The organism is Oceanospirillum multiglobuliferum (genome assembly GCF_900167095.1).
Taxonomy (GTDB): Bacteria; Pseudomonadota; Gammaproteobacteria; order Pseudomonadales; family Halomonadaceae; genus Oceanospirillum; species Oceanospirillum multiglobuliferum.
In genome coordinates this window covers 1-23,545 of record NZ_FUXG01000026.1, presented here as the reverse complement: position 1 = coordinate 23,545, position 23,545 = coordinate 1, and the positions used below count along the sequence as shown (strand labels likewise).

Annotated in this window: 23 protein-coding genes; 6 read left to right on the top strand and 17 right to left on the bottom strand. The window is 43.6% G+C overall.

Annotated elements, in window-relative coordinates; all coding sequences use genetic code 11:
• Nucleotides 1-15: 15 nt before the first annotated feature.
• The gene (hldE, locus tag B5D26_RS14140) at nucleotides 16-1,455 is read right to left on the bottom strand and encodes a bifunctional D-glycero-beta-D-manno-heptose-7-phosphate kinase/D-glycero-beta-D-manno-heptose 1-phosphate adenylyltransferase HldE (RefSeq protein ID WP_078746371.1); all 1,440 of its coding nucleotides are present in this window, start codon (nucleotides 1,453-1,455) and stop codon (nucleotides 16-18) included.
• 165 nt (nucleotides 1,456-1,620) lie between these two features.
• Between hldE and waaF the strand changes: the two genes are divergently transcribed.
• Genes waaF through B5D26_RS16310 form a run of 6 tightly spaced genes read left to right on the top strand, consistent with a single transcriptional unit; the run spans nucleotide 1,621 to nucleotide 7,461 of the window.
• Complete coding sequence (gene waaF / locus B5D26_RS14135) at nucleotides 1,621-2,631, top strand: lipopolysaccharide heptosyltransferase II (protein WP_078746370.1); 1,011 nt, start codon at nucleotides 1,621-1,623, stop codon at nucleotides 2,629-2,631.
• On the top strand, nucleotides 2,615-3,880 hold the full coding sequence (locus tag B5D26_RS14130) for an O-antigen ligase family protein (RefSeq protein WP_078746369.1): 1,266 nt from the start codon (nucleotides 2,615-2,617) through the stop codon (nucleotides 3,878-3,880). Before waaF ends, B5D26_RS14130 begins: the two co-directional genes overlap by 17 nt.
• Nucleotides 3,849-4,619: a glycosyltransferase family 2 protein gene (locus B5D26_RS14125; RefSeq protein WP_078746368.1), complete on the top strand. Its 771-nt coding sequence runs from the start codon at nucleotides 3,849-3,851 to the stop codon at nucleotides 4,617-4,619. Before B5D26_RS14130 ends, B5D26_RS14125 begins: the two co-directional genes overlap by 32 nt.
• A gap of 4 nt (nucleotides 4,620-4,623) precedes the next feature.
• Nucleotides 4,624-5,685, top strand: a complete 1,062-nt coding sequence (locus B5D26_RS14120) for a glycosyltransferase family 9 protein (RefSeq protein ID WP_078746367.1) — start codon at nucleotides 4,624-4,626, stop codon at nucleotides 5,683-5,685.
• 16 nt (nucleotides 5,686-5,701) lie between these two features.
• Nucleotides 5,702-6,871, top strand: coding sequence for a glycosyltransferase family 4 protein (locus tag B5D26_RS14115; protein ID WP_200810694.1), 1,170 nt, complete (start codon nucleotides 5,702-5,704; stop codon nucleotides 6,869-6,871).
• Nucleotides 6,853-7,461, top strand: a complete 609-nt coding sequence (locus tag B5D26_RS16310) for a polysaccharide deacetylase family protein (protein ID WP_200810693.1) — start codon at nucleotides 6,853-6,855, stop codon at nucleotides 7,459-7,461. The genes B5D26_RS14115 and B5D26_RS16310 overlap by 19 nt, the downstream gene beginning before the upstream one ends.
• Before the next feature lie 9 nt (nucleotides 7,462-7,470).
• Here B5D26_RS16310 and B5D26_RS14110 read toward each other — a convergent pair whose 3' ends face one another.
• The 16 genes from B5D26_RS14110 to B5D26_RS16215 form a co-directional block, all read right to left on the bottom strand.
• Nucleotides 7,471-8,289 carry a glycosyltransferase gene (locus B5D26_RS14110; RefSeq protein ID WP_200810692.1) on the bottom strand — a complete coding sequence of 273 codons (819 nt, stop codon included), beginning with the start codon at nucleotides 8,287-8,289 and terminating at the stop codon, nucleotides 7,471-7,473.
• Between the two features lie 11 nt (nucleotides 8,290-8,300).
• Nucleotides 8,301-9,272, bottom strand: coding sequence for an ADP-glyceromanno-heptose 6-epimerase (gene rfaD, locus B5D26_RS14105; protein ID WP_078746365.1), 972 nt, complete (start codon nucleotides 9,270-9,272; stop codon nucleotides 8,301-8,303).
• Between the two features lie 85 nt (nucleotides 9,273-9,357).
• Entirely contained in the window at nucleotides 9,358-9,765 is a 408-nt protein-coding gene (gene hepT / locus B5D26_RS14100; protein WP_078746364.1) for a type VII toxin-antitoxin system HepT family RNase toxin, read from the bottom strand.
• Between the two features lie 3 nt (nucleotides 9,766-9,768).
• Entirely contained in the window at nucleotides 9,769-10,191 is a 423-nt protein-coding gene (gene mntA / locus B5D26_RS14095) for a type VII toxin-antitoxin system MntA family adenylyltransferase antitoxin (RefSeq protein WP_078746363.1), read from the bottom strand.
• Complete coding sequence (locus B5D26_RS14090; protein ID WP_078746362.1) at nucleotides 10,191-11,771, bottom strand: phosphohexomutase domain-containing protein; 1,581 nt, start codon at nucleotides 11,769-11,771, stop codon at nucleotides 10,191-10,193. The genes mntA and B5D26_RS14090 overlap by 1 nt, the downstream gene beginning before the upstream one ends.
• Nucleotides 11,772-11,809: 38 nt before the next feature.
• Nucleotides 11,810-13,093: a nucleotide sugar dehydrogenase gene (locus tag B5D26_RS14085; protein ID WP_078746361.1), complete on the bottom strand. Its 1,284-nt coding sequence runs from the start codon at nucleotides 13,091-13,093 to the stop codon at nucleotides 11,810-11,812.
• Complete coding sequence (pgi, locus tag B5D26_RS14080) at nucleotides 13,090-14,715, bottom strand: glucose-6-phosphate isomerase (protein ID WP_078746360.1); 1,626 nt, start codon at nucleotides 14,713-14,715, stop codon at nucleotides 13,090-13,092. Before pgi ends, B5D26_RS14085 begins: the two co-directional genes overlap by 4 nt.
• An 11-nt stretch (nucleotides 14,716-14,726) precedes the next feature.
• On the bottom strand, nucleotides 14,727-15,596 hold the full coding sequence (locus B5D26_RS14075; protein ID WP_078746359.1) for a UTP--glucose-1-phosphate uridylyltransferase: 870 nt from the start codon (nucleotides 15,594-15,596) through the stop codon (nucleotides 14,727-14,729).
• Nucleotides 15,597-15,623: 27 nt separating this feature from the next.
• Nucleotides 15,624-16,901 (bottom strand): exopolysaccharide biosynthesis polyprenyl glycosylphosphotransferase, encoded by a 1,278-nt coding sequence (locus B5D26_RS14070; protein WP_234985310.1) that lies wholly within the window; start codon nucleotides 16,899-16,901, stop codon nucleotides 15,624-15,626.
• Nucleotides 16,902-17,064: 163 nt separating this feature from the next.
• The gene (locus B5D26_RS14065) at nucleotides 17,065-18,492 is read right to left on the bottom strand and encodes an MBL fold metallo-hydrolase (protein ID WP_078746394.1); all 1,428 of its coding nucleotides are present in this window, start codon (nucleotides 18,490-18,492) and stop codon (nucleotides 17,065-17,067) included.
• An 83-nt stretch (nucleotides 18,493-18,575) separates the two neighbouring features.
• Entirely contained in the window at nucleotides 18,576-19,469 is an 894-nt protein-coding gene (locus B5D26_RS14060; RefSeq protein ID WP_200810691.1) for a glycosyltransferase, read from the bottom strand.
• The gene (gene rfbD, locus B5D26_RS14055; RefSeq protein ID WP_078746358.1) at nucleotides 19,469-20,353 is read right to left on the bottom strand and encodes a dTDP-4-dehydrorhamnose reductase; all 885 of its coding nucleotides are present in this window, start codon (nucleotides 20,351-20,353) and stop codon (nucleotides 19,469-19,471) included. The genes B5D26_RS14060 and rfbD overlap by 1 nt, the downstream gene beginning before the upstream one ends.
• A complete protein-coding gene (gene rfbC, locus B5D26_RS14050) occupies nucleotides 20,346-20,882 on the bottom strand; it encodes a dTDP-4-dehydrorhamnose 3,5-epimerase (protein WP_078746357.1) in 537 nt (178 codons plus the stop codon). Before rfbC ends, rfbD begins: the two co-directional genes overlap by 8 nt.
• Nucleotides 20,883-21,758 (bottom strand): glucose-1-phosphate thymidylyltransferase RfbA, encoded by an 876-nt coding sequence (gene rfbA / locus B5D26_RS14045; RefSeq protein ID WP_078746356.1) that lies wholly within the window; start codon nucleotides 21,756-21,758, stop codon nucleotides 20,883-20,885.
• Complete coding sequence (rfbB, locus tag B5D26_RS14040) at nucleotides 21,755-22,822, bottom strand: dTDP-glucose 4,6-dehydratase (RefSeq protein WP_078746355.1); 1,068 nt, start codon at nucleotides 22,820-22,822, stop codon at nucleotides 21,755-21,757. The genes rfbA and rfbB overlap by 4 nt, the downstream gene beginning before the upstream one ends.
• Before the next feature lie 222 nt (nucleotides 22,823-23,044).
• A partial coding sequence (locus tag B5D26_RS16215) for a hypothetical protein (protein WP_200810690.1) occupies nucleotides 23,045-23,545 on the bottom strand: 501 nt, incomplete at its 5' end.

Sequence of the window (23,545 nt, the reverse complement as noted above, 5' to 3'; positions counted from 1 at the left end):
GATCCCTAATAAGAATTAAATCGTAGTTTTACTTAAACTGGCTTGATGTGCAGCTTGAATAATGCCAGTTGTAGAAAAACCTTCTTCAAAATTTAAAACCTTAACCTCGCCACCCGCTGCAAGAACAGTATCGGCACCTGCAATCTGATCAACAGTATAATCACCACCTTTTACTAAAATATTAGGCATCAGAGCTGCGATTAAACGTGCTGGCGTATCCTCTTCAAAAGGTACTACCCAATCGACAGCCGCTAAGCCACCCAAAACGTGCATACGATGGTTAAGATCGTTAATTGGACGAGTAGGTCCTTTCAAACGAGAAACTGAAGCGTCAGAGTTTACGCCTACAATTAATTTATCGCCTAGCTTTTTCGCATGGTCTAAATAACTGACATGACCAGGGTGTAAAATATCAAAACAGCCGTTGGTAAACACAACCCGCTCACCCTGTTGGCGTGATCGCTGTAATCGCTTAATCAGCTCCTCTTCTGACAGTACTTTTTTCTGTTCAAGGCCATAATAGTTTTCTAGCGCTTGATTGAGTTCTGTCAGAGAAACTGTATCAGTACCCAGTTTAGATACCGCAATACCTGCTGCAATATTCGCAATCTCAACCGCTTGCTCAAGGCTTAATCCACCTGCCAAACCTGTTGCCAAAGTGCCGATCACAGTATCGCCTGCACCTGTGACATCAAACACTGCTTTGGCATTGGTAGCAAAGTAGATTGGCTCTCGACTAGGTATAAATAGCGTCATACCTTTTTCACTGCGCGTCACCAGCAAGGCATCAAGCTGTACCTGATCAATCAGTGCAAATGCACGCTCAATCACTTCATCCTCAGAGTGGCAACGTCCCACCACGGCTTCAAACTCTGCCATATTGGGTGTTAACAGAGTTGCACCACGGTATTTGCTAAAATCACTACCTTTAGGATCAACTAGTACTTGGCAACCCGCTTCGCGTGCTTGGGCAATAAAATCTGATAACTGTTGTAATGTGCCTTTAGCATAATCTGACAACACCACTACAGAAGACTGTGCCAAATCAATTTGAGTGCTGCGTTGAACTTCAGCGGCTGAGTCAGCGGCGAACCGCTCCTCTTTATCTAAACGCAAAAGCTGCTGGTGGCGACTCATAATACGCAGTTTAGTAATCGTCGGTTGAGCTGCTGCAACAAAGCGAGTTTGTACCCCTTTACTATGTAACAACTCCGTTAATTCACCCGCCTCTGAATCATGACCAACTAAACCTGCCACCATCGCATTGGCATGTAGTGCTGCAATATTAAGTGCCACGTTGGCAGCGCCACCTGCACGCACATCTACTTCATTCACTTTAACCACTGGAACCGGAGCTTCAGGAGAAATCCTGTCGGTTGAACCATGCCAGTATTTATCCAGCATGACATCACCAATCACCAGAATCTGATTTTGTGTAGGTTCAAACAGTTTCATTAAGAAGGTTTCTCACAGTCGGCTCATCTAAATGAGTAAAATTCTACCACTAAGGGGGTAAACTGAGTACTAACTAGAAGCAAGTTACATACGGAGCTTTGGCATTAACTAGAATCAATGTAAAATTTCCTCCTTAATCATATCAAAATCAGGGTACTGCGTGGCATGGAGAAAGTTTTAGTTGTTGGCCCCTCTTGGGTTGGTGATATGGTAATGGCACAAAGCTTATTCAAACAACTGAAGCAAAGCAGCCCAGAACTTATTATTGACGTTTTAGCACCCGAATGGTCTAAGCCGATACTCGCTCGAATGCCTGAAGTTCGACAAGCAATAGTGTTACCCACTAATCATGGTGAGCTAAAACTAGCCAACCGATGGCGACTTGGAGTATCACTCCGATCAGAGGCCTATACTCAAGCTATCGTGCTACCTCGCTCATGGAAGTCAGCATTAGCCCCTTATGCTGCAAATATTCCGTTACGTACAGGCTTTCATGGTGAACAACGCTTCATCATATTGAATGACCGCAGACGCCTAGATAAAAAGCAGCTTGATCAGACCGTAAAGCGTTTTTACGCTTTAGGCCTACGAGCTGACGAAGCATTAGGCGATATTCCATATCCAAAATTATCTGTAGACCCTAATAATCAGCAGCAACTCATCAGTAAATATCAACTGAATAGACAGCTTCCCGCTATAGCTTTAATGCCAGGTGCAGAATATGGCCCCGCAAAACAGTGGCCATTAAGTCACTTTAAAACCCTAGCAGAAACATTGGCAGAAAATGGTTATCAAGTTTGGATAATTGGGGGGACAAAAGATAAAACTGCAGGGGAAAAAATAGCTGAATCAGGCAAAGCCAATATCTATAATCTTTGTGGTAGCACAAGCTTGAGTGATGCAGTTGACCTTTTAGCACTGACACAGCAAGCCGTAACCAACGACTCAGGTTTAATGCACGTCGCAGCAGCTGTTGGTACTTTTGTTCAAGGGATTTATGGCTCGTCATCACCAAAATACACACCTCCACTAACTGACAAGCACAAAATTCATAGTTTGAGCCTAGAGTGTAGTCCCTGCTTTAAACGCAACTGCCCCTTGGGGCACACCAACTGCTTAAATCATATTCAAGTTGAAGCTATTATCAAAGGAATTGAACATGCAATGCATCCCTGAAAAAATATTCAACTCTTATAATAATATTGCAGTTTTTCTTTTTTTTGTTCTAGCATTGATTATCCCATCTGGCTATTCTTATGGTGCTACGCTACTACTATTTGGCGCATTATTTCATTTTTTTGTTCACAATGAAAATAACGTACCATTCCAAATAAAAAACACAAAATATATCCTAGCATTACTAATAACATACTTCTCCATTCAACTAATAAGTGTATTAATTCATCATGAAGAAGCTCGAGAACTGGACAAATCAGCTCGTTTCTTACTAGCTGCATTTGTCCTTTATGCATTGACCAAGTTTCCAATTAGAAGCAAAGTGTTTTGGGCATCTGTAGCAGCTGGAGCTGTTACTACTGGATTATTTGCATTGTATCAGCGCTATCATCTTGGTGTATATCGTGTTGGAGGCACGAACAACCCCATTCAATATGGTAATATCAGCATGTTGCTAGGTGTTCTATCACTAGCAGGCTTGACATGGGCTTTAGAGAAAAAAAGAAAACTACTATGGTGTTCTTTATTAATTACCGGTGCATTTCTAGCTATATTAGCCTCATTCTTTTCTCTAAGTCGGGGAGGCTGGATTGGCTTACCTATTATCATAATTTTTATTATTAGTAACTTAAGTACCTCTATTTCTAAGAAAACAGTTATCATTTCTTTATCTATCGCAATGCTGTCACTTTTCTCCGCTTACAAAATAGAAAGTATTGGTATCAAACACAGAGTCGATGAAGCTTTTTCCAATATAGAGCATTATATAGATGGTAGTAATCAAGGCACTTCCGTTGGTATTCGTTTTAACTTATGGATCAACGCCTATCAGCTATTCTCTGAAAAACCTATTTTTGGCCATGGCAAAGAGGGTTACATTACTACAAAAAATGAATACATTAACAACAATCAAGCATCGCCTCATATCGGACATTTCAACCAGGCCCATAATGAGATTCTAGATACTATGGCGAAAAGAGGCTTATTTGGGCTATCTGCATTATTTGCCCTTTATATTATTCCAGTTTTACTATTTAAACCCTATTTAAAGCATAAAAACTCAGATGTACGTGCCTCCGCAATGGCAGGATGTTTATTGTCCTTTTGTTACTTTGATTTTGGACTCACTCAGGGTTTTTTACTGCATAACAGCGGCACAATGATGTTTGCTTTTACACTAGTTATTATCACCAGCGTATTCACTCAGGAGCTACGTCGTGCCAACCATAGCCGCTGTACTGATTGTTAAAAATGAAGAAAAAAACTTAGCGGCCTGTCTCGAATCAGTGAAGTGGGTTGACCAAATCATTGTTGTTGACTCTGGCAGTACTGATAAAACTGCTGAAATTGCGGCACAATATAGAGCAGAGTTTTACAGCCATAATGACTGGCAGGGCTTTGGCATTCAGCGCCAGCGCGCTGAGTCCTATGTTAAAACCGACTGGATTTTTGTGATAGATGCTGATGAGCGCGTCACCCCAGAACTAAAAAACAGCCTACAAGATTGTATTAAAGCAGAAAAGTGTATTGGCAGTATAGCAAGGCTCAGCTGGTGCTTCGGGCGTTTTATTCGCCATTCGGGTTGGTATCCTGATCGTGTTTTACGCTTATATCCAACCAATGCCGCAAGCTATAACAGTGCCTTGGTACACGAAAAGCTTGAAAATCCTAACGGGTTACCCGAAAAGAAGCTGCAAGGTGACTTATTACACTTCACCTACGACAATATGCGCCATTACCTCATAAAGTCTGCACAGTATGCAGAGGCATGGGCAGAAGGACGTGCGAAAAAGGGCAAAACCACCACACTCAGTAATGGTGTATTACATGCCCTTGGCTGCTTTGTGCGTATGTACTTGATTAAAGCAGGGTTTATGGATGGTAAAGCAGGATTCTTACTCGCACTTTTATCTGCACACTCCACCTTTGTAAAATATGCCGACCTGTGGCTACGCACCAAAACCACAACAAAAAACGAGCAGGAATGATTAAATGTCACTTAACTTGAAGTCATTGGACAAACTAAAGATATTAGTTGTACGTAACGATAAGTTGGGTGACTTTATGTTGGCATGGCCAGCGTTGGCATTACTCAAGCGCTCTCTACCAAAAGCACAAATCAGTGTACTTGTTCCAAAATATACAGCGCCAGTCGCTGAGCTTTGCCCTTGGGTTGATCATGTTTTACTTGACCCCAACCACTACCATGATATTAAAAGCCAGCATTTTGATATTTTACTGACACTATTTTCGACCCCTCGCATTGGCTGGCTCGGTTTAAAAAATCGCATTCCGATGCGTATTGCCCCAGCTACTAAACTAGCGCAATTTTTCTACAACCATAGAGTAGTACAAAGGCGATCACACTCAGAGAAACCTGAGTACGAGTACAATATAGACCTTGTCTTAGCGCTACTTAAACACTTGAAAGTTGTGCCTGCTCAAAATTTAGCACCTTATTGGCCTCTACCTCTTGAGCAACGCCAGAAAGAACGACGACAGCTATGCCAGCAACTCAAGCTCAACAACCACGAGCAAATCGCCTTTGTACACCCAGGTTCCGGTGGATCTGCAACCAACTTATCCATTGAACAGTATGCTGAACTGATCCAGCAGCTCGACCAGAAAAATATGGAGAGCAACAATAACCCTATACAGTGGGTCATTAGCGCAGGGCCAAGCGAAATAGAGCTGGCGAACTGCTTGATCGAAGCAACCAAAAGCAAATGCAAAGTCGTGCTATACGCATCAAGCCAAGGCTTAGCTACATTTGCACAATCCATTAGTGCAGCTGATTTGTTCATTGCTGGCTCTACAGGGCCATTGCATATTGCTGGAGCACTCGATGTACCAACGGTAGGTTTTTTCCCGATTAAGCGCTCAGCAAAAGCACTCAGGTGGCGGCCTTGCAATAGCCTTGAGCGTCATTTAGCGTTGTCACCAGAGGCATTTACAGATGATGATAATCAAGTATTCGACGCTCTGAATATTCCAGATTGCAGCGATAAAGTTTATAACTGGCAGCAGTCGCTGTCCTCAGTCTTTATGTCATAGCATTAAAGAGCATTTTATGAATATTCTAATGGCGCTTTCTCAATTAGAAGTGACAGGGGCTGAGGTCTACGCAACAAGCATTGGTGACCGACTTAGTGCTGACGGCCACTCTGTTTTTTATGTGTCAGATACATTGAGCACACCTCATAGAGGTCAGTACTTCAAACTCCGCTTTAACAAAAGAAGTCTGCCTAGAAGGCTTTGGCATATTGCGTATCTGATATATCTGATTAAAAGACACAAAATTCAAATTGTCCATGCACATAGCCGTGCCTCTGGTTGGTCAGCTTATATTGCCTGTAAGCTGACAAATACACCGATGGTCACCACTGTTCATGGCCGCCAACCCGTTCATGCCTCTAGAAAAAAGTTTCATGCACTTGGTTACAAAGCCTTTGCAGTGTGTGAAAACATCAAACAACAGATTGAAACAGCATTAGGCGTACCCGCTGAGCAAGTCAAAGTAATTCGCAATGGTATCAATACGGACCAATTTAGTCCTTTGCCTGTCGTTTCTGCGGAATCCAAACCTATTATTGTCATTATTGGCCGATTAACAGGCCCTAAAGGTGAGGTTGTCTTCAGGCTACTTGAACAGACGATTGACCTTACTTGTTATCAAGTCAAAATTTACAGCGGCAGTAAGATAGACTCACGCTTTGATCAATTCAGAAATCAAGTTCAATTTTGTGGTCATAGTAATAATGTACGGGAAGCAATGCGAGATGCCTGTTTGGTTATTGGCGGTGGGCGTGTCGCTATAGAAGCATTGCTGTGCGAAAAAACAACTTTAGCAATAGGCGAGGCATTTGCTATCGGCATTGTGAATGAAAATAATCTACCACAAGCATTAGAGAGCAATTTTGGCGATATTGGTGAGAAAGAGCTTGATATTAACTTTTTAGAACTCAAAAAAGAATTAGAGGACGGTCTGGTTAGTCATCATGACCGAGCTGTATTGCGCCAGAGAATAGAATCAGAGTATCACTTAGATAAAATTGTAGATCAAATCTTAGTCGAGTATCAATCAGCTATCTGCCATACAAAAAGAAAAGAGGTTCCAATCATCATGTATCATCGAGTAATCAATAACGATGATGGCATAGGTGTACATGGTACTTATATTAAGCTGAAAAACCTTGACAAACATTTCAAACTGATAAAAAAATGGGGTTTGAAACCATAACATTTAAAGATTTAGAAAGAATAGGTTTAAATAAGCGATTTGATAAACGTTATATCATGCTGACGTTTGATGATGGTTATCAAGATAATTATGACCTACTATTGCCTTTACTAGAAAAGTATCAGTTTAAAGCAACTATTTATGTCGTCACAGGTGAAAACCATAATAGATGGGATCATGCGGTTTTAGATAATCCAGACAAACGCTTTGAATTATTAGATATTGATAGCCTTAAAAAATTGGCACAAAGCCCTTTGATTGAAATAGGGGGCCACACGCTGACGCATCCTAGGCTTAATCAGCTCACCGAAGATCAGCAGCGAGAAGAAATTATTAGCAATAAAGAAAGGCTGGAAGAAATTATCAACCAACCTGTTACGACATTTGCCTATCCTTATGGTGACCATAATGAGGTCAGCAAGAAAATCGTATCTGAAGCAGGATATCAATATACAGTTGCGACAAACTCAGGCCCCAAAGCCATACACGAAGACCTTAATCAGATCAGGCGGATTGCAATCTTTCCTAAAACGGACACTTTTGGCCTTTGGCGAAAAATAAGAGGCAACTATACCTTTAGGAAGAAGTGATAGTTTTCACTACTGAGGCTCTTTTTCAATCCCAAAAGGTGTCCGATAAGCTTTAGCCTGAATTACCGAGTTGAAAATGTCATCATTGATTTTTTCTCTGGGTAATTCTTTATGGTAAATATGTAGTTGATTCGCTTGGTAGAAAATATTCTTAATTTTTACACCAATACCTCGAAGACGAAAATCTATATCACTGTCTTCACCCACTCCTGCTGCTTCATAGCGCTCATCAAAACCATTAATATCTAGAATGTCCTGTTTGAAAAAAGACATATTGCAGCCAACAAGTCCCTTTGTCTTTTTGTTCAAATACGATTTCAATTTTTGGCAAGTTATTCGAAACCCCTTCTCAATATTTTTACCAGAGGAAAGAAATAGGTAACGAGTTAGGATATTGATTTTATTTTGATCAAAGAAAATTTCAGGAGATTTAGTGTTTAATAAAAGCGAACTCATTTTTGGACAAAGATCAACACGTCGGCCATTTAAGGCATAGCCCAACTCCGCATTCTGAACATGATCTTCGACAAAAAACTTCTGAGGTATACAATCTCCATCAATAAAAATGAGATAGTCAGCTTTAGAGGCTAAAACAGCCTGGTTAAGAATTTTGTTCTTTCTAAATCCTTTATCCTCATGCCAGACACGGGTTACCTTTAAAGGTGATAGACTTAGATATTGGTTGATGTTTTTTGATGATTCATCATTAGAACCGTCATCAGCAATAATAACATCGAAATCTTTAAAAGATTGATTTTCAAGTGCTTTTAGTAATAAAAAAAGCACCTGATACTTATTATAATAAGAAATGATAACACTGACTTTCACATGAATACCAATTAAGCGTTAAGCCAATCTAAATACTGCTCAACCCCTTGCTCAACAGTAGCAAAAGATTCTTGATAGCCTGCTGCCCTCAGTGCAGAAATATCTGCCTCGGTAAAACTTTGATAGGCTCCCTTTAAGTGATCAGGAAACGGGGTATATTCTTTTTGGCCTTGAATTGTCTGCCCTTTAACACCTTTAGATGCATGCCATTGAATCACAGCGTCAGCTACATCATTAAAGCTCTGGCAGTTGCCCGTACCTAAGTTAAAGATGCCGCTTTGCTCTGGATTTTGCCAAAACCACAGGTTCACTTTCACCACATCCCCCACAAATACGAAATCACGGCGCTGCTCACCGTCGCCATATCCGCCACTGCCACCAAAAAGCTTACAAACACCATTGGCTTGAATCTGGTTATTAAAGTGGAAAGCAACAGAAGCCATGCTACCTTTATGCTGTTCTCGTGGGCCGTACACATTGAAGTAACGGAAGCCTACTACTTGGCTTTCAAAGGTATGCTGAATTGAGCGCACGTACTGATCAAACTGCCATTTAGAGTAGCCATAAACATTTAATGGCTTTTCAAACTCACGCGCCTCTTTGAACACTTCGCTACCACCATAAACAGAGGCACTAGAAGCGTATAAAAACGCAATTTTCTTCTTCAAACAGGCATGTAGTAATGTCTTAGAGTAGGCATAGTTATTCTGCATCATATACTTGCCGTCCCACTCGGTAGTGGAAGAGCAAGCACCTTCGTGAAAGATCGCCTCTACGTTATCCAAAACACCCGTATCGGCAACAACCTGTGCTAGAAAGTCATCTTTATCCAGATAGTCGGCAATATCGCAGTCGCTGATATTGTAAAACTGCTTACCATCGCTCAGATCATCTACAACGATAATATCAGTTCGTCCCATCTCATTAAGGGCTTTCACAATATTGCTACCAATAAAACCTGCACCACCTGTTACAACGATCATAATGCTCTCTCAAAACTGAAAATAACAACACAGCGTGAAATTTGCTGCGCTTAGAATTAATTGCTGTGCAATTTAGCACAATTTATTACGACTCAGCAGTTAACTGCTGTTGGGCAAAATCTAACAAAGATTGGTACTGCTTACTTCTAAGAATACTCAAGACAATCTCTGGCTCTATATTGAGATAGTCATGCACTAAAGCATTACGTAGCCCTATGACCTTATTCCACTCAATACCCGATGCATCACAGCCTAATGCCGACAACTTGTTGAATGTCTGCCGCGCATCATTAGGTAACACAACACCCAAACTTTTAAGCCGCTGTTTAGCAATACCTATACAAGCTTCTGTCAGTAGTTGTAGATTACGCTCCGTTGCACGATAGGCAATTCTTGAAATATTACCAAATAGCACCAACTCGGATAGCTCGGCCAGCTCTTCACTTAACTCTTGAAGTTGCTCTTGCATCGCTAAGACATACTCTTGTTCCATGCTCTATCCTAGATCAATATTACGCTTATCTCGCTGTTGATAGTACAGGTAATCTAGCTCCCACATTGATGATATTCTGTTTTCCTCTTTTGCAAGGCGTAAGGGACTTTTGATGTATAAAGCTTTACCTGTCCGTAGAATCGCATGCTGCAAAGGCAAAGGTGTATTATTGATATCAACAATAGAAACCTTTTCACTCATCACACCAAGTTGTTCACACCATGCTAAGGCCAGCAACTCTGGCCTTAGCCGACGGTCAAGCGGATCTTTTAAGCTTGTATTAAAGGCAACGGCAAGATCAATATCGCTTGCTGTATGAGCTAGACCTTTTGCTTGAGAGCCATACAGCCAGAGTATATCAATGTGCGGATCAGACTGAGCCAAAGGGATCAATTTATCAATCAACGCATCATTAAATACAGCCACTAAAGCACCTCAGCCAATAATCCTTTAGCCTCTTCAATCAGCTCACTTAGGTGCAGTTCACCTTTAAAACTTTCTGCATAAATTTTATACAACGGTTCCGTACCACTAGGGCGTGCTGCAAACCAACCATTTGCGGTAACCACTTTAATACCGCCAATACTGGCCTGATTACCCGGAGCTTTCACGTATACTTGCTGAATAGGCTCACCTGCTAGACTGTCTGAATCAATACTTTGGGCATTCAACTTTTTAAAGCCTGCTTTCTGATCAGATGTAAGCGGAGTGTCCACTCGGCAATAAGCGGGATTACCATGCTGGCGGGTTAACTCAAGATAATATTCTGAAGGAGACTTACCAGTCACCGCCATAATTTCAGCAGCCAATAGACAAAGCGCAATACCATCTTTGTCAGTAGACCAAGGACGACCGTCACGGGTCAACAGTGTTGCACCTGCGCTCTCTTCACCGCCAAATGCAAGCCAACCTTGCTGCAAACCCTCAACAAACCATTTTAAGCCAACAGGGGTTTCAAACAACTCCCGTTGATGTGCGGCTACTACCCGATCAATCAATGAAGAAGATACCAAAGTTTTACCGATTTTAAGTGTTTTTGACCACTCGGGACGGTGGCTCAATAAATAGTCGATACATACCGCTAAGAAAGCATTAGGGCTCATCAATCCCCTATGATCAACAATACCGTGACGATCTGCATCAGGGTCATTACCAAAGGCCAGATCAAAACGATCTTTTATCCCTAATAAATTTTCCATCGCAAAAGGGCTAGAGCAATCCATACGAATCTTGCCATCATGATCTGCTGGCATAAACTCAAAGCTAGAATCAATTACCTGATTGACAACTTCAACCTTAATACCTGTTTTAGCCTCAAGGGCTAGCCAAATTGGTAAACCTGCACCACCTAATGGGTCAACCCCCAGCGTTAAGTTCGCATTACGAATGGCATCTAAGTCAACCACTTGATTAAGGTGGTCAAGATAAAGCGCAGTATAGTCAAATAGCTGAGCAGACTTTAACGCATCATCAAATGCGATTTGTTTGATACCTTCTAATCCCGCTTGTAGATAAAGATTCGCTTGCTGTTGAATCCAGTCGGTTGCTTCCGCACCGGCTGGCCCGCCGTGGTGGGGGTTATATTTAATACCGCCATCTTCAGGAGGGTTATGGGATGGTGTAATCACCAAGCCATCAGCCAGTTGATCAGGATGTTCGACATTATGATGTAAAATAGTATGACTGATCACAGGGGTAGCCGTAATTGCAAGTTCGCCTGCATCAATACATACTTGTACACCATTGGCCACTAAAACCTGCAATACACTTTGCCACGCCAACTGTGACAAGGCATGAGTGTCACGCCCTAAATACAAAGGCCCTGTATAGCCTTGCAGTTTGCGATAATCCACAACCGCCTGTGCGATGGCTAATACATGGTGCTCGTTAAAAGAAGTTTTAAGTGAACTACCGCGATGGCCTGATGTACCAAAGCTAACAAGCTCTGCTGAATGGGCAACGTCAGGCTGTTGAGCATAATAAGCATTTTGCAGCGCAATAATCATAAAATCTGTATACCTTTTATCAAAGGGTAAGCCGCCTATTACAAGGCTTGCCCACGACCAATACCTGAGTAGATCCATCCCGACTGCTGAGCATAAGCCGGATCATAAATATTACGACCATCTAACAACAAAGGCTGCCTTACTTTCTGTCGTAAAGCGGCAAGATCAATATTCCAGAACTCTTTCCACTCAGTCACCAGCATAATCGCATCAACCTCTTCTGCGGCAATTAACGCAGATTCACAAAGAACCAGCTGATCACGCTTTGAATGCTCTGCAAAATAATGACTCAAAGCCTCTGCCGCGGCAGGATCATACAACCTAACACGCACACCATGAGCAAGTAGGGATTCAATTAAAATCAGCGCAGGACTACCTGAAATATCACTAGAGTTCGGTTTAAAAGCCCCACCCCAAATCGCCACAGTACGTTGCTGAATTTCAGCTTGATAAAAACGCCAAAACTTCTGAAACAGCAGATCTTTCTGCTGCTCATTGATCGAACATACTACTGATAACAAGTCAGGTTGATAGTCACGACCTAGTGCTTGAGTTAACTGCTGTAAAGTCTGCAAAAATGCATCGCCACCAAAGCCACAGCCTGGGTAAAGATACTGAAACCCAATCCGGCTGTCTGAACCAATTCCTTGACGTACTGGCTCAATATCAATTTGGTTAAGACTGGCAAAACGCGCCAGCTCATTCATAAAACTAACCCTAGTAGCCAACATGCCATTGATCGCCACTTTGGTCAGCTCTGCCTCTTTGGGCTGCATCAACATAAAGTTGTCTAAACTGCGGTTAAACGGTGTTAATAGGCGTTTAATTAGCTGTACCGCACCTGAATGCTGACTACCTAGGACAATACGATCTGAGCGAGAAAAACTTTCAATCGCACGCCCTGACTGAATAAAACTAGGCCAATATACCACCGACAACTGCGTCAGCCCCTGATCGTTCAACTGTTGCTGCAACCGATCAGTTGTGCCTATTTCAACAGGCTGTACCAAAGCCACCACTAAAGACTGTGCTTTAGAAAGATATAGCGCGAACTGCTCAATAGCCTGTTTACGGCTATCAAAATCAAGATTAACACGGGCATCAATTAACAAATTAGTTTGAGGGTCGTGTAATGACTCTCCCCGAATAATCTGTAACCGCCCTTCAGCTTGCTGGATTTGTACTAAACGTGATAGCTGAGGCTCGCTGCTTTCAACCTCAACATTTTGATCCAGCAACAAACTCACTTGGCAACCACTCGATGCCAACACCGCAGCTTGTGTCCACGCAGTAATATCAGATCCCATAATCAAAATATTCATACGCGGCCTCGCTTACTGTTGATCTGTGCAGCTAAATGCAAAGTTGAACTATCCAGCTCGGTGTCGCCCTTACCCGCAAGAACAGCTTGCAACTGTAACGCCACCTGCTTACCCAACTCCACCCCCCACTGATCAAAAGGGTTAATGCCCCAAATTACCGCTTGAGTGAACACCTTATGCTCATAACAGGCAATTAAACCACCTAACGTAGAAGCATCTAAACGGTCTAACAGCAAAGTAGATGAAGGCTGGTTCCCCGGATAGTGACGAAACGGGTTGTCAGAAGGCTCAACCGCAGCGTTACCCAGTGCCAAAACACGAGACTGCGCCAAGCAGTTGGCAATATTCAGCTCATGCTGCGCAATCAAAGCCTCGTAATGCGCTTCACTCTGAGAAGCTTCATAACGGTTTGCCGCAAGAATAAAATCTGCCGCAACGGCCTGCGTGCCTTGGTGCAGCAACTGATAGAAAGCATGTTGAGCATTAGCACCAATTTCTCCCCAAAGCACAGGGCAGGTCGCATAATTTATCGGCTCACCACTTTGCGTCACCGATTTACCATTACTCTCCATCTCTAGCTGCTCAAGGTATGAAGGAAAGTATTTCAAACGACCGTCATAAGGCAAAATAGCATGGGCGCGAATATCTAGGACATTAACATTCCAAACACCCAACAATGCCATCATGACAGGAATATTCTGTAGAGGTGGCGCTGTACGAAAATGCTCATCCATTGCATAAGCACCTGCCAGCAACTGCCTAAAAACCCCCATTCCCAAATCCAAAGCAATAGCACAACCAACCGTAGACCAGAGTGAAAAGCGGCCACCGACCCAAGACCAAAAAGGTAATTGATTCTCTGGTGCTATACCCCACTGCTGCATTTTATCAGCTGAAGCTGATATACCCACAAAGTGACAGCGCAACATCAGCGTCTCACTAGGACAAGCTTTAGCAAGCCAAGCTCTCACCGTGTCTGCATTAGACAGCGTATCAATGGTTGTAAAAGATTTAGACGCAATTAAGAACAATGTTGTTTCAGGGTTTAAGTGATCCAACAGGTCAAATAGCTGACTGCCATCAATAGTAGAAGCAAAGTGAACTTTCAATGCCTTAGCTTGAGGTTCGGCATACTCTTTCAGTGCCTGAGTTACCATCAAAGGCCCCAAGTCACTACCACCAACGCCTAGGTTCACCACATCGGTAATACGTTTGCCTGAAAAGCCTCTCCAGACACCTTGCTGTACCTGATCCACCAGCGCTTCCATTTGTAAAAGCGCCTGCTCAATTACTGCAAACGCCTCTGGCTGTTGTGCCGCAGGTAAACGTAGCTGCGTATGCAAAGCGGCACGGTTTTCACTCTGGTTCACCACCGCGCCAGAGAATAGTTCTGCTATCGACTGGGGCAACTTGACCTGATAAAACAGTTGTTCTAACTCGGACAAGACCTGATCAGTTACGCGCTGCTTGCTGTAGTCTAAACAGATCCCCGCCGACTCAATTGACATCTGCTGAGCGCGATGAGGGTTTTGCTGAAATAGCTCGGCCAGATGAGGTACTTTAACTGCCTGATCTTGCAGAGCTTTAAAGACTGGCTGTTGGTTTAATAATTGTATTTTCATAGTATCCAAATTTAATCAAACCGCCCAATCAATCCAGCTTCGCGCCCCAAAACAGTGTTTGCTTGTAACCACCCCTGAATATAACCGCAATCAAAGGTTCGCCCCTTTATCCGATAAGCCTCTACACCCTGGCCTTGTTTAATCAATGCAGCAATAGCGTCCGTCAACTGGATCTCACCACCTGCTCCAGGAGGAGTTTCTGCTAATAACGCCATAATTTCTCCCGGTAAAATATAGCGACCGACCACCGACAACTGACTAGGGGCTTTCTCAGGTATTGGTTTCTCTATAATTGCCTGCATAATCGTACTTTGCCCAACGGCAGGCGATAAACCAGCGCAATCTACAATGCCATACTGATCAACACGCGCTAAAGGCACGGGTTCCACCATCACTTGCGCATAACTTGTTTGTTGATAGCGCTGCACCATTGAAGCCAAGTCGTTACCTTCTTGCAGGCTACCCAAATTATTTTTCACCAACACATCAGGTAATATCACCGCAAATGGCTCATGAGGTTGTAACAAATGTGCCGCGCAATAGATTGCATGCCCTAAACCCAGGGCTTGCTCTTGACGCACAGACGTAATTTTCAGCTCTGGAGGAGAAATTCTGCTAAGCATGTCCAACAATTGCTGCTTATTTTTGCGCTCTAACTCTGCCATCAACTCATAGTGATGATCAAAATGATCTTCAATTGCAGACTTCCCACCACGAGTCACCAAAATAACCTCATTCAACCCCGCAGCCAGTGCCTCTTCCACCACATGCTGAATTAACGGCCGATCTACAACAGGCACCATCTCTTTCGGAATAGCCTTACTAATAGGTAGCAAACGAGTACCAATACCTGCCACAGGAATAATGGCTTTCTTTAACACAGAAAAGATTCCTCTTTGCTTACGAGATTAACGCGCACCATAACCTGTCAAAACGGTTCTAATAGTCTTAAACAGAATCAAGATATCCAACCAGAGTGAAAAGTGCTTAATGTAATAAAAATCATACTGTAGCTTTTCCTTCATCCCCTCTACCTCTGCTGCATATCCTTGATTGACCTGAGCCCAGCCCGAAATGCCTGGACGCACAACATGGCGATAGGAAAAGAAAGGAACCGCCTCTTCATACCAATCAGAAAGCTCTTTTGATTCTGGCCGAGGGCCAATAAAACTCATATCACCTTTAAGTACATTAATAATTTGCGGAAGTTCGTCAATTCTAAACTTCCGAATAACTTTGCCAACTCGAGTAATACGAGGGTCATTTTCACCTTCGGTAAAACTTTGTCCTGCCATATTGGTATACATACTTCTAAACTTATAAACCTTGAATGGATTCCCTCTAAAACCCAGTCTTTCCTGGATAAAAAAAACAGAACCCTCTGAGTCTAATTTAATCCATACAGCAAATAACAACATGACCAACAACAGGGCAGGCAACAATAATAAGGCAAGTGTCAAATCTAAAACCCGCTTTACCGTTGAATAAAAAGGCGAAGGTAACAAACTACCAATTTCATTTTCTGCGAGACGCTCTATACGCACCTTCCCTGTTAATAACTCCTCCATTTGCTTAAAATGAAAGACTGGAATGTGCGCCAAAGTACAGCGTGCTAAAAAACGCTCCCATTCTGCGGACAAATCATCAGAATGAAGATCAGCCACAATGGCGTCAAAGCGTCGAGAACCTAAATCAGGCTGTTGCAAAACAATGCTGTGTGCTCCCGGATTATCCTTCAAAGACAAAGCCCGCCCCATCGGCACAAGCGCAATTTTAGGCATTCGGAATTTACGGCGAACATAAAAGCCCACTACAGCCCAAAGGTTAGCCGCTAAAAAAGAAAGCATCAGAACATATCGAGAATAGTCTAAGCGTAAAAAAAACAAGACCGCCACCACCAACAGCCAAGACAAAGCAATGGTCGGCAATACATAAGAAATAGTTTGAGCATTAGGGAAATAACGCAATCGGCGGATAATCAAAAATACAGCCAAATAAGCGGCCATATTAGCCATTAAAGTATAGAGCTTTACATCCTGAGCCTTTGCTGCAAAAAACTCATCAGGCCACCGTTGCCATGCAGGCAAAAGAACAATACAGACAGTCCCCAAGATAAACTGGAACAAACCACTAAACAAAAGACGCTCATACCAAAGGGAATGGCGGCGCTGAAAAGGATGATTCACTAAAACCCCTTGTTTTAATTGAGTATCTTTATAATGGTTATTCTAACGACTTTAGGCGCCGCCCGTAAAATTCTAAGATATATACCACATTACACTCAAAATATAGAGACAGCCCTCTCTCACGACAATAAACCATCATCAGCCACCACAATATTAACAGCAGCTAACCTAAAACAACTTCACTGCTGGGCAACAGCTCTTGGTATAGTGCCTGTAATGCACGTTTTGCAGTGACATCACCATGTACCAAACGTATATGCTGCGGTTTATAGCGCATACGTTTAACAAAGTTAAGCAAATTCCCTTGATCTGCATGAGCGCTATAACCATTGAGCGTATAAATACCAGCACGAATATCTACCCGCTGCCCATCCAGCATGACATAACCACCACGAGGGCCGTAAGTTTGAATGTCTCGTCCAGGGGTTCCTTTGGCTTGATAGCCTACAAACAGCAGATCCGTACGCGGGTCTGGCAACAAGGCTTTTAAATAATTTTGAATTCGACCACCCGCACACATACCACTTGCAGCAATAACAATAGCGGGTCTACCAGTACGCTTCAGATAGTCAACAGTTTGCAAATGTTCAGCATGATCATCAATCGTTAGCAGCTGTTCAAAAGAGAGCGGATGACGCCCAGCGCTGACCTTGCGTCTTGCCTCTGCATCCCATAGCGACTTTAAAGTACGGTAGCACTCAGTAAACTTAGATGCTAAAGGTGAATCAACAATAATATCTAAGTGCTCCCAAAGCGTAGGCGTTACCGCACCATGCAATCGCGCTCGGTTCAATCGCTTCTCAACGCGATGAATCGTCTCTTCCAGCTCATACAGCAACTCTTGTGTACGCCCAATTGAAAAAGCAGGAATCAACACCGTACCACCATTGGTAAAACAGCGCTCAATGGTGCTCTGCAACAAGCGCCTACGGTCACGGCGCGACTCATGCAGCCTATCACCATAAGTGCTCTCAATAATCAGCGTATCAGCTCGATAAGGTGACTTAGGTGCAGGTAGCAGCGGTGAATATGGCGCACCAAGATCACCAGAAAATACAACTCGATGTTTAGGAATAGAGCCAGATGCCAAAATCTCAAACTCAATATAAGCAGATCCAAAAATATGACCTGCGCACTGAAACTTTGCTTTTAACCCTTCGATCACATCGAACCTAAACCACTGCCCATAAGCCATAGGCACCAACTGAGACTTCAAGCGGGACAGCACAGCATCAATCAAACGACCGTCTCGGCTAACACCAACTTTAAGGGCATCCTCTAAGACCAAAGGTAATAATTGTGCAGTGGCCTCAGTTGCATAAATAGGCCCATCAAAACCAGCCGCTAATAAATAAGGAATTCGTCCAACGTGATCAATATGGCAGTGAGTTACCAGCAGCGCCTTTACGCCTGCCAAAGAGAAATCAATTTGCTTAAGATTAAAATCCTCATCGCCTGACTCACGATCCAAAGATTCCACACCTTGAAACAAACCACAATCCACCAAGACTGAGTCACCCGAAGCCAGTCGCAACTGGTGACAAGAGCCTGTTACACCATCCACAGCACCATGATGAATAATTTCAAACATCATCAACCTCCCTGTTATTCAACGAATTTACGCTGTATTACTCCATCACTTCACCTTAGCAACACCCCTGCAAAGTATCATTATTAAAAGACCCCTAATAACAGCATCACCAACAGGGCATAGCAATCCCTGGGACGACGCCTCAGCTGCCTATAACAGCGTATTAAAAAGAAGGGTTTAGTAAATGAGTCTGCAAGCTCTGGTGCTACCGCACGGGCAATATTGACAACCTGATGACGATACCAATGCTCACGAATCAAACGCAAACGCTTTTTGTACGCAGCAAGCCCTGTATTTGTCCCCACCTGATTATGGGCGTGCTGTCGATACAACATCATAGGCTGTCGGTCTATATACCATTTGAAGCCATTATGGCGACAGAACGCATAAGCCAACCAATCATGTAAACTGATCTGATTAATATTTGTGCCCAAATCTATAATAAAGCGTTGCAATGCAAGCGCAGAAGCTTGATTAAACACATAAGTGCAGCCTGGGCCTGCCGCCTCAAAAAAATGATCAAGCCTCCGTTGGGGCTGTGACTTTTTGATCAGTTTTTTACGGCCATCAGGCCAAAACGCAGTGACATCAGAAGACACCACATCAACAGCTTTCTGCGCCATCACCTCGCAGGCTCGATGTAGCTTTTTCGGCAACCAAATATCATCTTGGTCAGCTAGCGCAATATAATCAAAATGCTCGAATGTAACCGAGCGAAACAAGTGAAAAAAGTTACGGCCTGCGCCACCAAATCGCTCACCATAAGGCAGCATCACCACATTGTCACAATCTGTCGACAACCGTTGTACCCACTGCTCAGTGCCATCATTGGACTGATCGACACTGACAAACAACGTTAGCTGCACACCTTTCTGATTTAGAATTGTATCAACCTGCTCCTCAATCCACTGCATACCATTATAGGCTGCCAGTAGTACCGCAACTTTAGGCTGCAACTTTGATATTACGCTAGTCACTATTTTAATGTACCAATAACCGCGCTCAGCTCAGACTGCCAACTTAGCACAGGCTCAGACATAAAGGCTTCAAACTTACTACAGTCAAGCACTGACCATGCAGGGCGCTTAGCAGGTGTTGGATAATCTTCCGTACCTATCGCACTCAACTGTGGAATAGTTTCTAATACACCTTGAGCCTTTGCCTGACGGAAAATTTCCGACGCAAAGTCATACCAAGTCGTAGCAGGCGAATTGCTAAAATGGTATATCCCCCAAGGTAAATCATGCTGCGCCACATAACGTTCAGACAGCGCCCAAAGCGCCGCCGCAATACTTCCAGCACTTGTAGGACAACCTTGCTGATCAGCAACAACACTTAACTGCTCACGCTCAGCACCCAAGCGCAACATCGTTTTAACAAAATTATTACCCTCAGTCCCAAAAACCCAGCTAGTACGCAAAATAATATACCGAGTACAAAACTGAGCTAAAGCTTGCTCACCTGCAAGCTTGCTTAGACCATAGACACTAGAAGGCGCTGTAGGATCAGTTTCTCGATAAGGATGAGTATCAGAACCATTAAACACATAATCTGTTGAAATGTGCAGCAATGGAATTTGGGCAGCCTCTGCTGCCTGCGCCAACAGCGTAACCCCCTGCTCATTAATAGCATAAGCCTTTTCAGGCTCAGACTCTGCACGGTCAACCGCAGTATAAGCCGCAGCATTAATAATCAACTCAGGTTGAAAATCCGTCATATACTGCTGAATTTGAGCTGCATCAGTAATATCTAACTGGCTTGATGAACAGCCTAAAACCTCAAACCCAGCCGGAGCAAGCTTAACTAGCTCACGACCAACCTGACCTGCTGCACCCGTAACCAATACTTTTACTTTAACCATGAAGCGCCTTCAATCCCGGATACAAGCGATCCTTTTCTGAAAGTTGAGGCTCAGTAACAGGCCAGTCAATAGCCAATAAAGAGCAATCCCAAGCAACCCCACCTTCATCTGACGGGTCATAATAGTCAGTACACTTGTAGATAAAATCAACCTCATCAGATAGAACACAAAACCCATGTGCATAACCGGGTGGCACCCATAACTGACGGTGGTTTTCCCCGCTCAGCTCAACCCCCACATACTGACCATAAGTCGGCGACTCAGGATTAATATCAGCGGCCACATCAAACACAGCCCCACTGAGCACGCTCACCAACTTGCCCTGCGGTTTCGTTTTCTGGAAATGCAAACCACGTAGCACCCCACGACGTGAGCGCGAATGGTTATCTTGCACAAACTCCAGATCAATACCCGCCAACGCCTGATAACGCTGCACGCTGAACGTCTCTTTGAAAAAACCGCGCTGATCACCAAAAACCTTAGGCTCTATAATCTTCACACCAGCCAACGGCGTATCAATCACCTTCATCTAACACTGCTCCTCTTGAGCCAAACGCAACAAATACTGCCCATAACCCGTTTTTGACAGCCTCTGCCCCTGCGCTACCATCTCATCATGACTTAACCAGCCATTACGATAAGCAATTTCTTCCAAGCAAGCGATCTTTAAGCCTTGGCGATGCTCAACAGTTTGTACAAACATACCTGCTTCTAGCAAACTCTCGTGTGTCCCTGTATCAAGCCAAGCAAAGCCTCGACCTAAAAGCTCTACATTAAGGTCTCCACGGTCAAGATAAGCTTGATTCACACTGGTAATTTCTAACTCGCCACGATGTGAAGGCTTAACTGCCTTCGCAATTTCAACCACATCGTTGTCATAAAAATACAGCCCTGTAACTGCATAGTTAGACTTAGGCTTTTCTGGCTTTTCCTCAATGCTTAACGCTTTACCATTCGCATCAAATGCCACCACACCAAAACGCTCAGGGTCACTTACCAAATAACCAAACACCGTAGCCCCTGAAGTACGGCTAGCAGCCTCTTTCAATTGACGGCCAAAGCTTTGACCATAAAAAATATTATCGCCTAACACCAAACAAACAGAATCATCGCCAATAAACGACTCGCCAATAATAAAAGCTTGCGCCAAACCATCCGGTGATGGCTGCTCTGCATAGCTCAACTCAATACCATAATCAGATCCATCGCCTAATAGCTTCTGAAAATTAGGCAGATCCTCAGGCGTTGAGATCACCAACACCTCACGTATGCCAGCCAACATTAACACTGACAGCGGGTAGTAGATCATCGGCTTATCGTAAATGGGTAAAAGCTGCTTAGAAACTCCCTTCGTAATAGGGTATAAGCGAGTGCCAGAACCGCCTGCTAAAATAATGCCTTTCATTCATTTTCTCCTAAACGTCCTAGCTCATATTCGCCACTTAACACACGCTGCCACCACTGAGTATTACTCAGATACCACTGCACAGTTTTACGAATACCGGTATCGAAAGACTCTTCTGGTGTCCAGCCCAGCTCTTTTTCAATTTTGCTAGCATCAATCGCATAACGCACATCATGGCCGGGACGATCTTTAACAAAAGTAATTAACTCATCATAACGTGCAATACCATCAGGTTTTTGATCGGCCGCAAGCTCTTCAAGCAAAGCACAAAGTGTACGTACCACTTCAATATTCTTTTTCTCATTATGACCACCGATATTATAGGTTTCACCTACAACGCCCTCGGTAGCAACTTTCACTAACGCACGTGCATGGTCTTCCACATACAACCAATCTCTAATTTGAGAGCCATCGCCATAAACAGGTAACGGCTTGCCTGCTAAAGCATTTAGTATCATATGAGGGATTAGTTTTTCTGGGAAATGGTAAGGCCCATAGTTATTTGAGCAATTTGTAATCAACGTTGGAAAGCCGTAACTACGTAACCAAGCACGCACCAAGTGATCAGAGCTTGCTTTAGATGCAGAATAAGGAGAGCTAGGTGCATAAGCTGTTGTTTCAGTAAACAGATCATCTGTACCCTCCAAATCACCATAAACCTCATCTGTCGAAATATGGTGAAAACGAAATAGCGCTTTCTGTTCTGGGTTCAATTCAGCCCAATAACTACGTGCAGCCTCAAGTAATGTATAAGTGCCTACAATATTTGTTTCAATAAATGCGGCGGGGCCATCAATAGAGCGATCAACATGGCTCTCGGCAGCAAGATGCATAACATGAGTGGGTTGAAACTCTGCAAATATCTGATTCAGTGCCTGGCTGTCACAAATATCAACCTGATAAAACCGATAGCGAGGAGATTGATCAACCTCAACTAAAGACTCCAAGTTGCCCGCATAAGTAAGCTTATCGAGATTAGCGACCTCTGCCTCAGTATTCTGAATTAGATGGCGCACCACAGCCGAACCAATAAAACCAGCACCGCCAGTCACCAAAATCCGCATGATATATTCTCCGTATAAAGGCAAGCAACAACCTTTGACATAATCTAGTGGCCGAAATTCTAGCACAACAGGTTAATAGGTGCATGATGCTTAATAGGGAGAGGAAAATCGAGAGCAGAGGGGAAAAAGGAAAGGTGCATGACGCTCGTATCTCACTTTATGCGCCCTACACCGTAGAGCGCATAAGCCTAACGTCATGCACCATATAAGCTAACGAATAGATTAGCCTATAAACATATCCGATGCGCCATCAAACATTGAAACACCAATGATCGAAGCCTCATCAGATTCATACACCGATGCAGTAACAGGCACAGGTTTCACCTCAGGCGCAGCTGATGGAGACGGTGGTGGTGGAGGCGGATTACCAGCGCTGCTAGGATTAGGTAATAATCCAGCACCAGCAAAGAAGCCTTCAACATCCGACTCTCGCACGCCCTCAAACAACTCTGCCACTAGGCCAAAGCCTAAGCTCTTCTGTTGAATAAAGTCGAACAGCGCCTTCGGATCATTCAGGTTAGCCTTAATAAAGGCCATTGTATCTGCCGCACCTGCACCTGCGCCTGAGAACTTCTGCTCTAGGTCAGGTTGAATTGGGCGGAACACAGGCCCAGGTGGTGGTGGCGGAGGTGGATTACCACCCGGCTGACCATCAATTGGTGGCAACGGTGGCTGACCATCAATTGGCGGCAACGGTGGCTGACCATCAATTGGCGGCAACGG

Excerpts from the sequence above, each read along its gene's own strand:
- hldE (WP_078746371.1), bottom strand. The coding sequence starts at position 1,455 with ATGAAACTGTTTGAACCTACACAAAATCAGATTCTGGTGATTGGTGAT.
- waaF (WP_078746370.1), top strand. The coding sequence starts at position 1,621 with ATGGAGAAAGTTTTAGTTGTTGGCCCCTCTTGGGTTGGTGATATGGTA.
- B5D26_RS14130 (WP_078746369.1), top strand. The coding sequence starts at position 2,615 with ATGCAATGCATCCCTGAAAAAATATTCAACTCTTATAATAATATTGCA.
- B5D26_RS14120 (WP_078746367.1), top strand. The coding sequence starts at position 4,624 with ATGTCACTTAACTTGAAGTCATTGGACAAACTAAAGATATTAGTTGTA.
- B5D26_RS14115 (WP_200810694.1), top strand. The coding sequence starts at position 5,702 with ATGAATATTCTAATGGCGCTTTCTCAATTAGAAGTGACAGGGGCTGAG.
- B5D26_RS16310 (WP_200810693.1), top strand. The coding sequence starts at position 6,853 with ATGGGGTTTGAAACCATAACATTTAAAGATTTAGAAAGAATAGGTTTA.
- rfaD (WP_078746365.1), bottom strand. The coding sequence starts at position 9,272 with ATGATCGTTGTAACAGGTGGTGCAGGTTTTATTGGTAGCAATATTGTG.
- hepT (WP_078746364.1), bottom strand. The coding sequence starts at position 9,765 with ATGGAACAAGAGTATGTCTTAGCGATGCAAGAGCAACTTCAAGAGTTA.
- B5D26_RS14090 (WP_078746362.1), bottom strand. The coding sequence starts at position 11,771 with ATGATTATTGCGCTGCAAAATGCTTATTATGCTCAACAGCCTGACGTT.
- B5D26_RS14085 (WP_078746361.1), bottom strand. The coding sequence starts at position 13,093 with ATGAATATTTTGATTATGGGATCTGATATTACTGCGTGGACACAAGCT.
- pgi (WP_078746360.1), bottom strand. The coding sequence starts at position 14,715 with ATGAAAATACAATTATTAAACCAACAGCCAGTCTTTAAAGCTCTGCAA.
- B5D26_RS14065 (WP_078746394.1), bottom strand. The coding sequence starts at position 18,492 with ATGTTTGAAATTATTCATCATGGTGCTGTGGATGGTGTAACAGGCTCT.
- rfbD (WP_078746358.1), bottom strand. The coding sequence starts at position 20,353 with ATGGTTAAAGTAAAAGTATTGGTTACGGGTGCAGCAGGTCAGGTTGGT.
- rfbC (WP_078746357.1), bottom strand. The coding sequence starts at position 20,882 with ATGAAGGTGATTGATACGCCGTTGGCTGGTGTGAAGATTATAGAGCCT.
- rfbA (WP_078746356.1), bottom strand. The coding sequence starts at position 21,758 with ATGAAAGGCATTATTTTAGCAGGCGGTTCTGGCACTCGCTTATACCCT.
- rfbB (WP_078746355.1), bottom strand. The coding sequence starts at position 22,822 with ATGCGGATTTTGGTGACTGGCGGTGCTGGTTTTATTGGTTCGGCTGTG.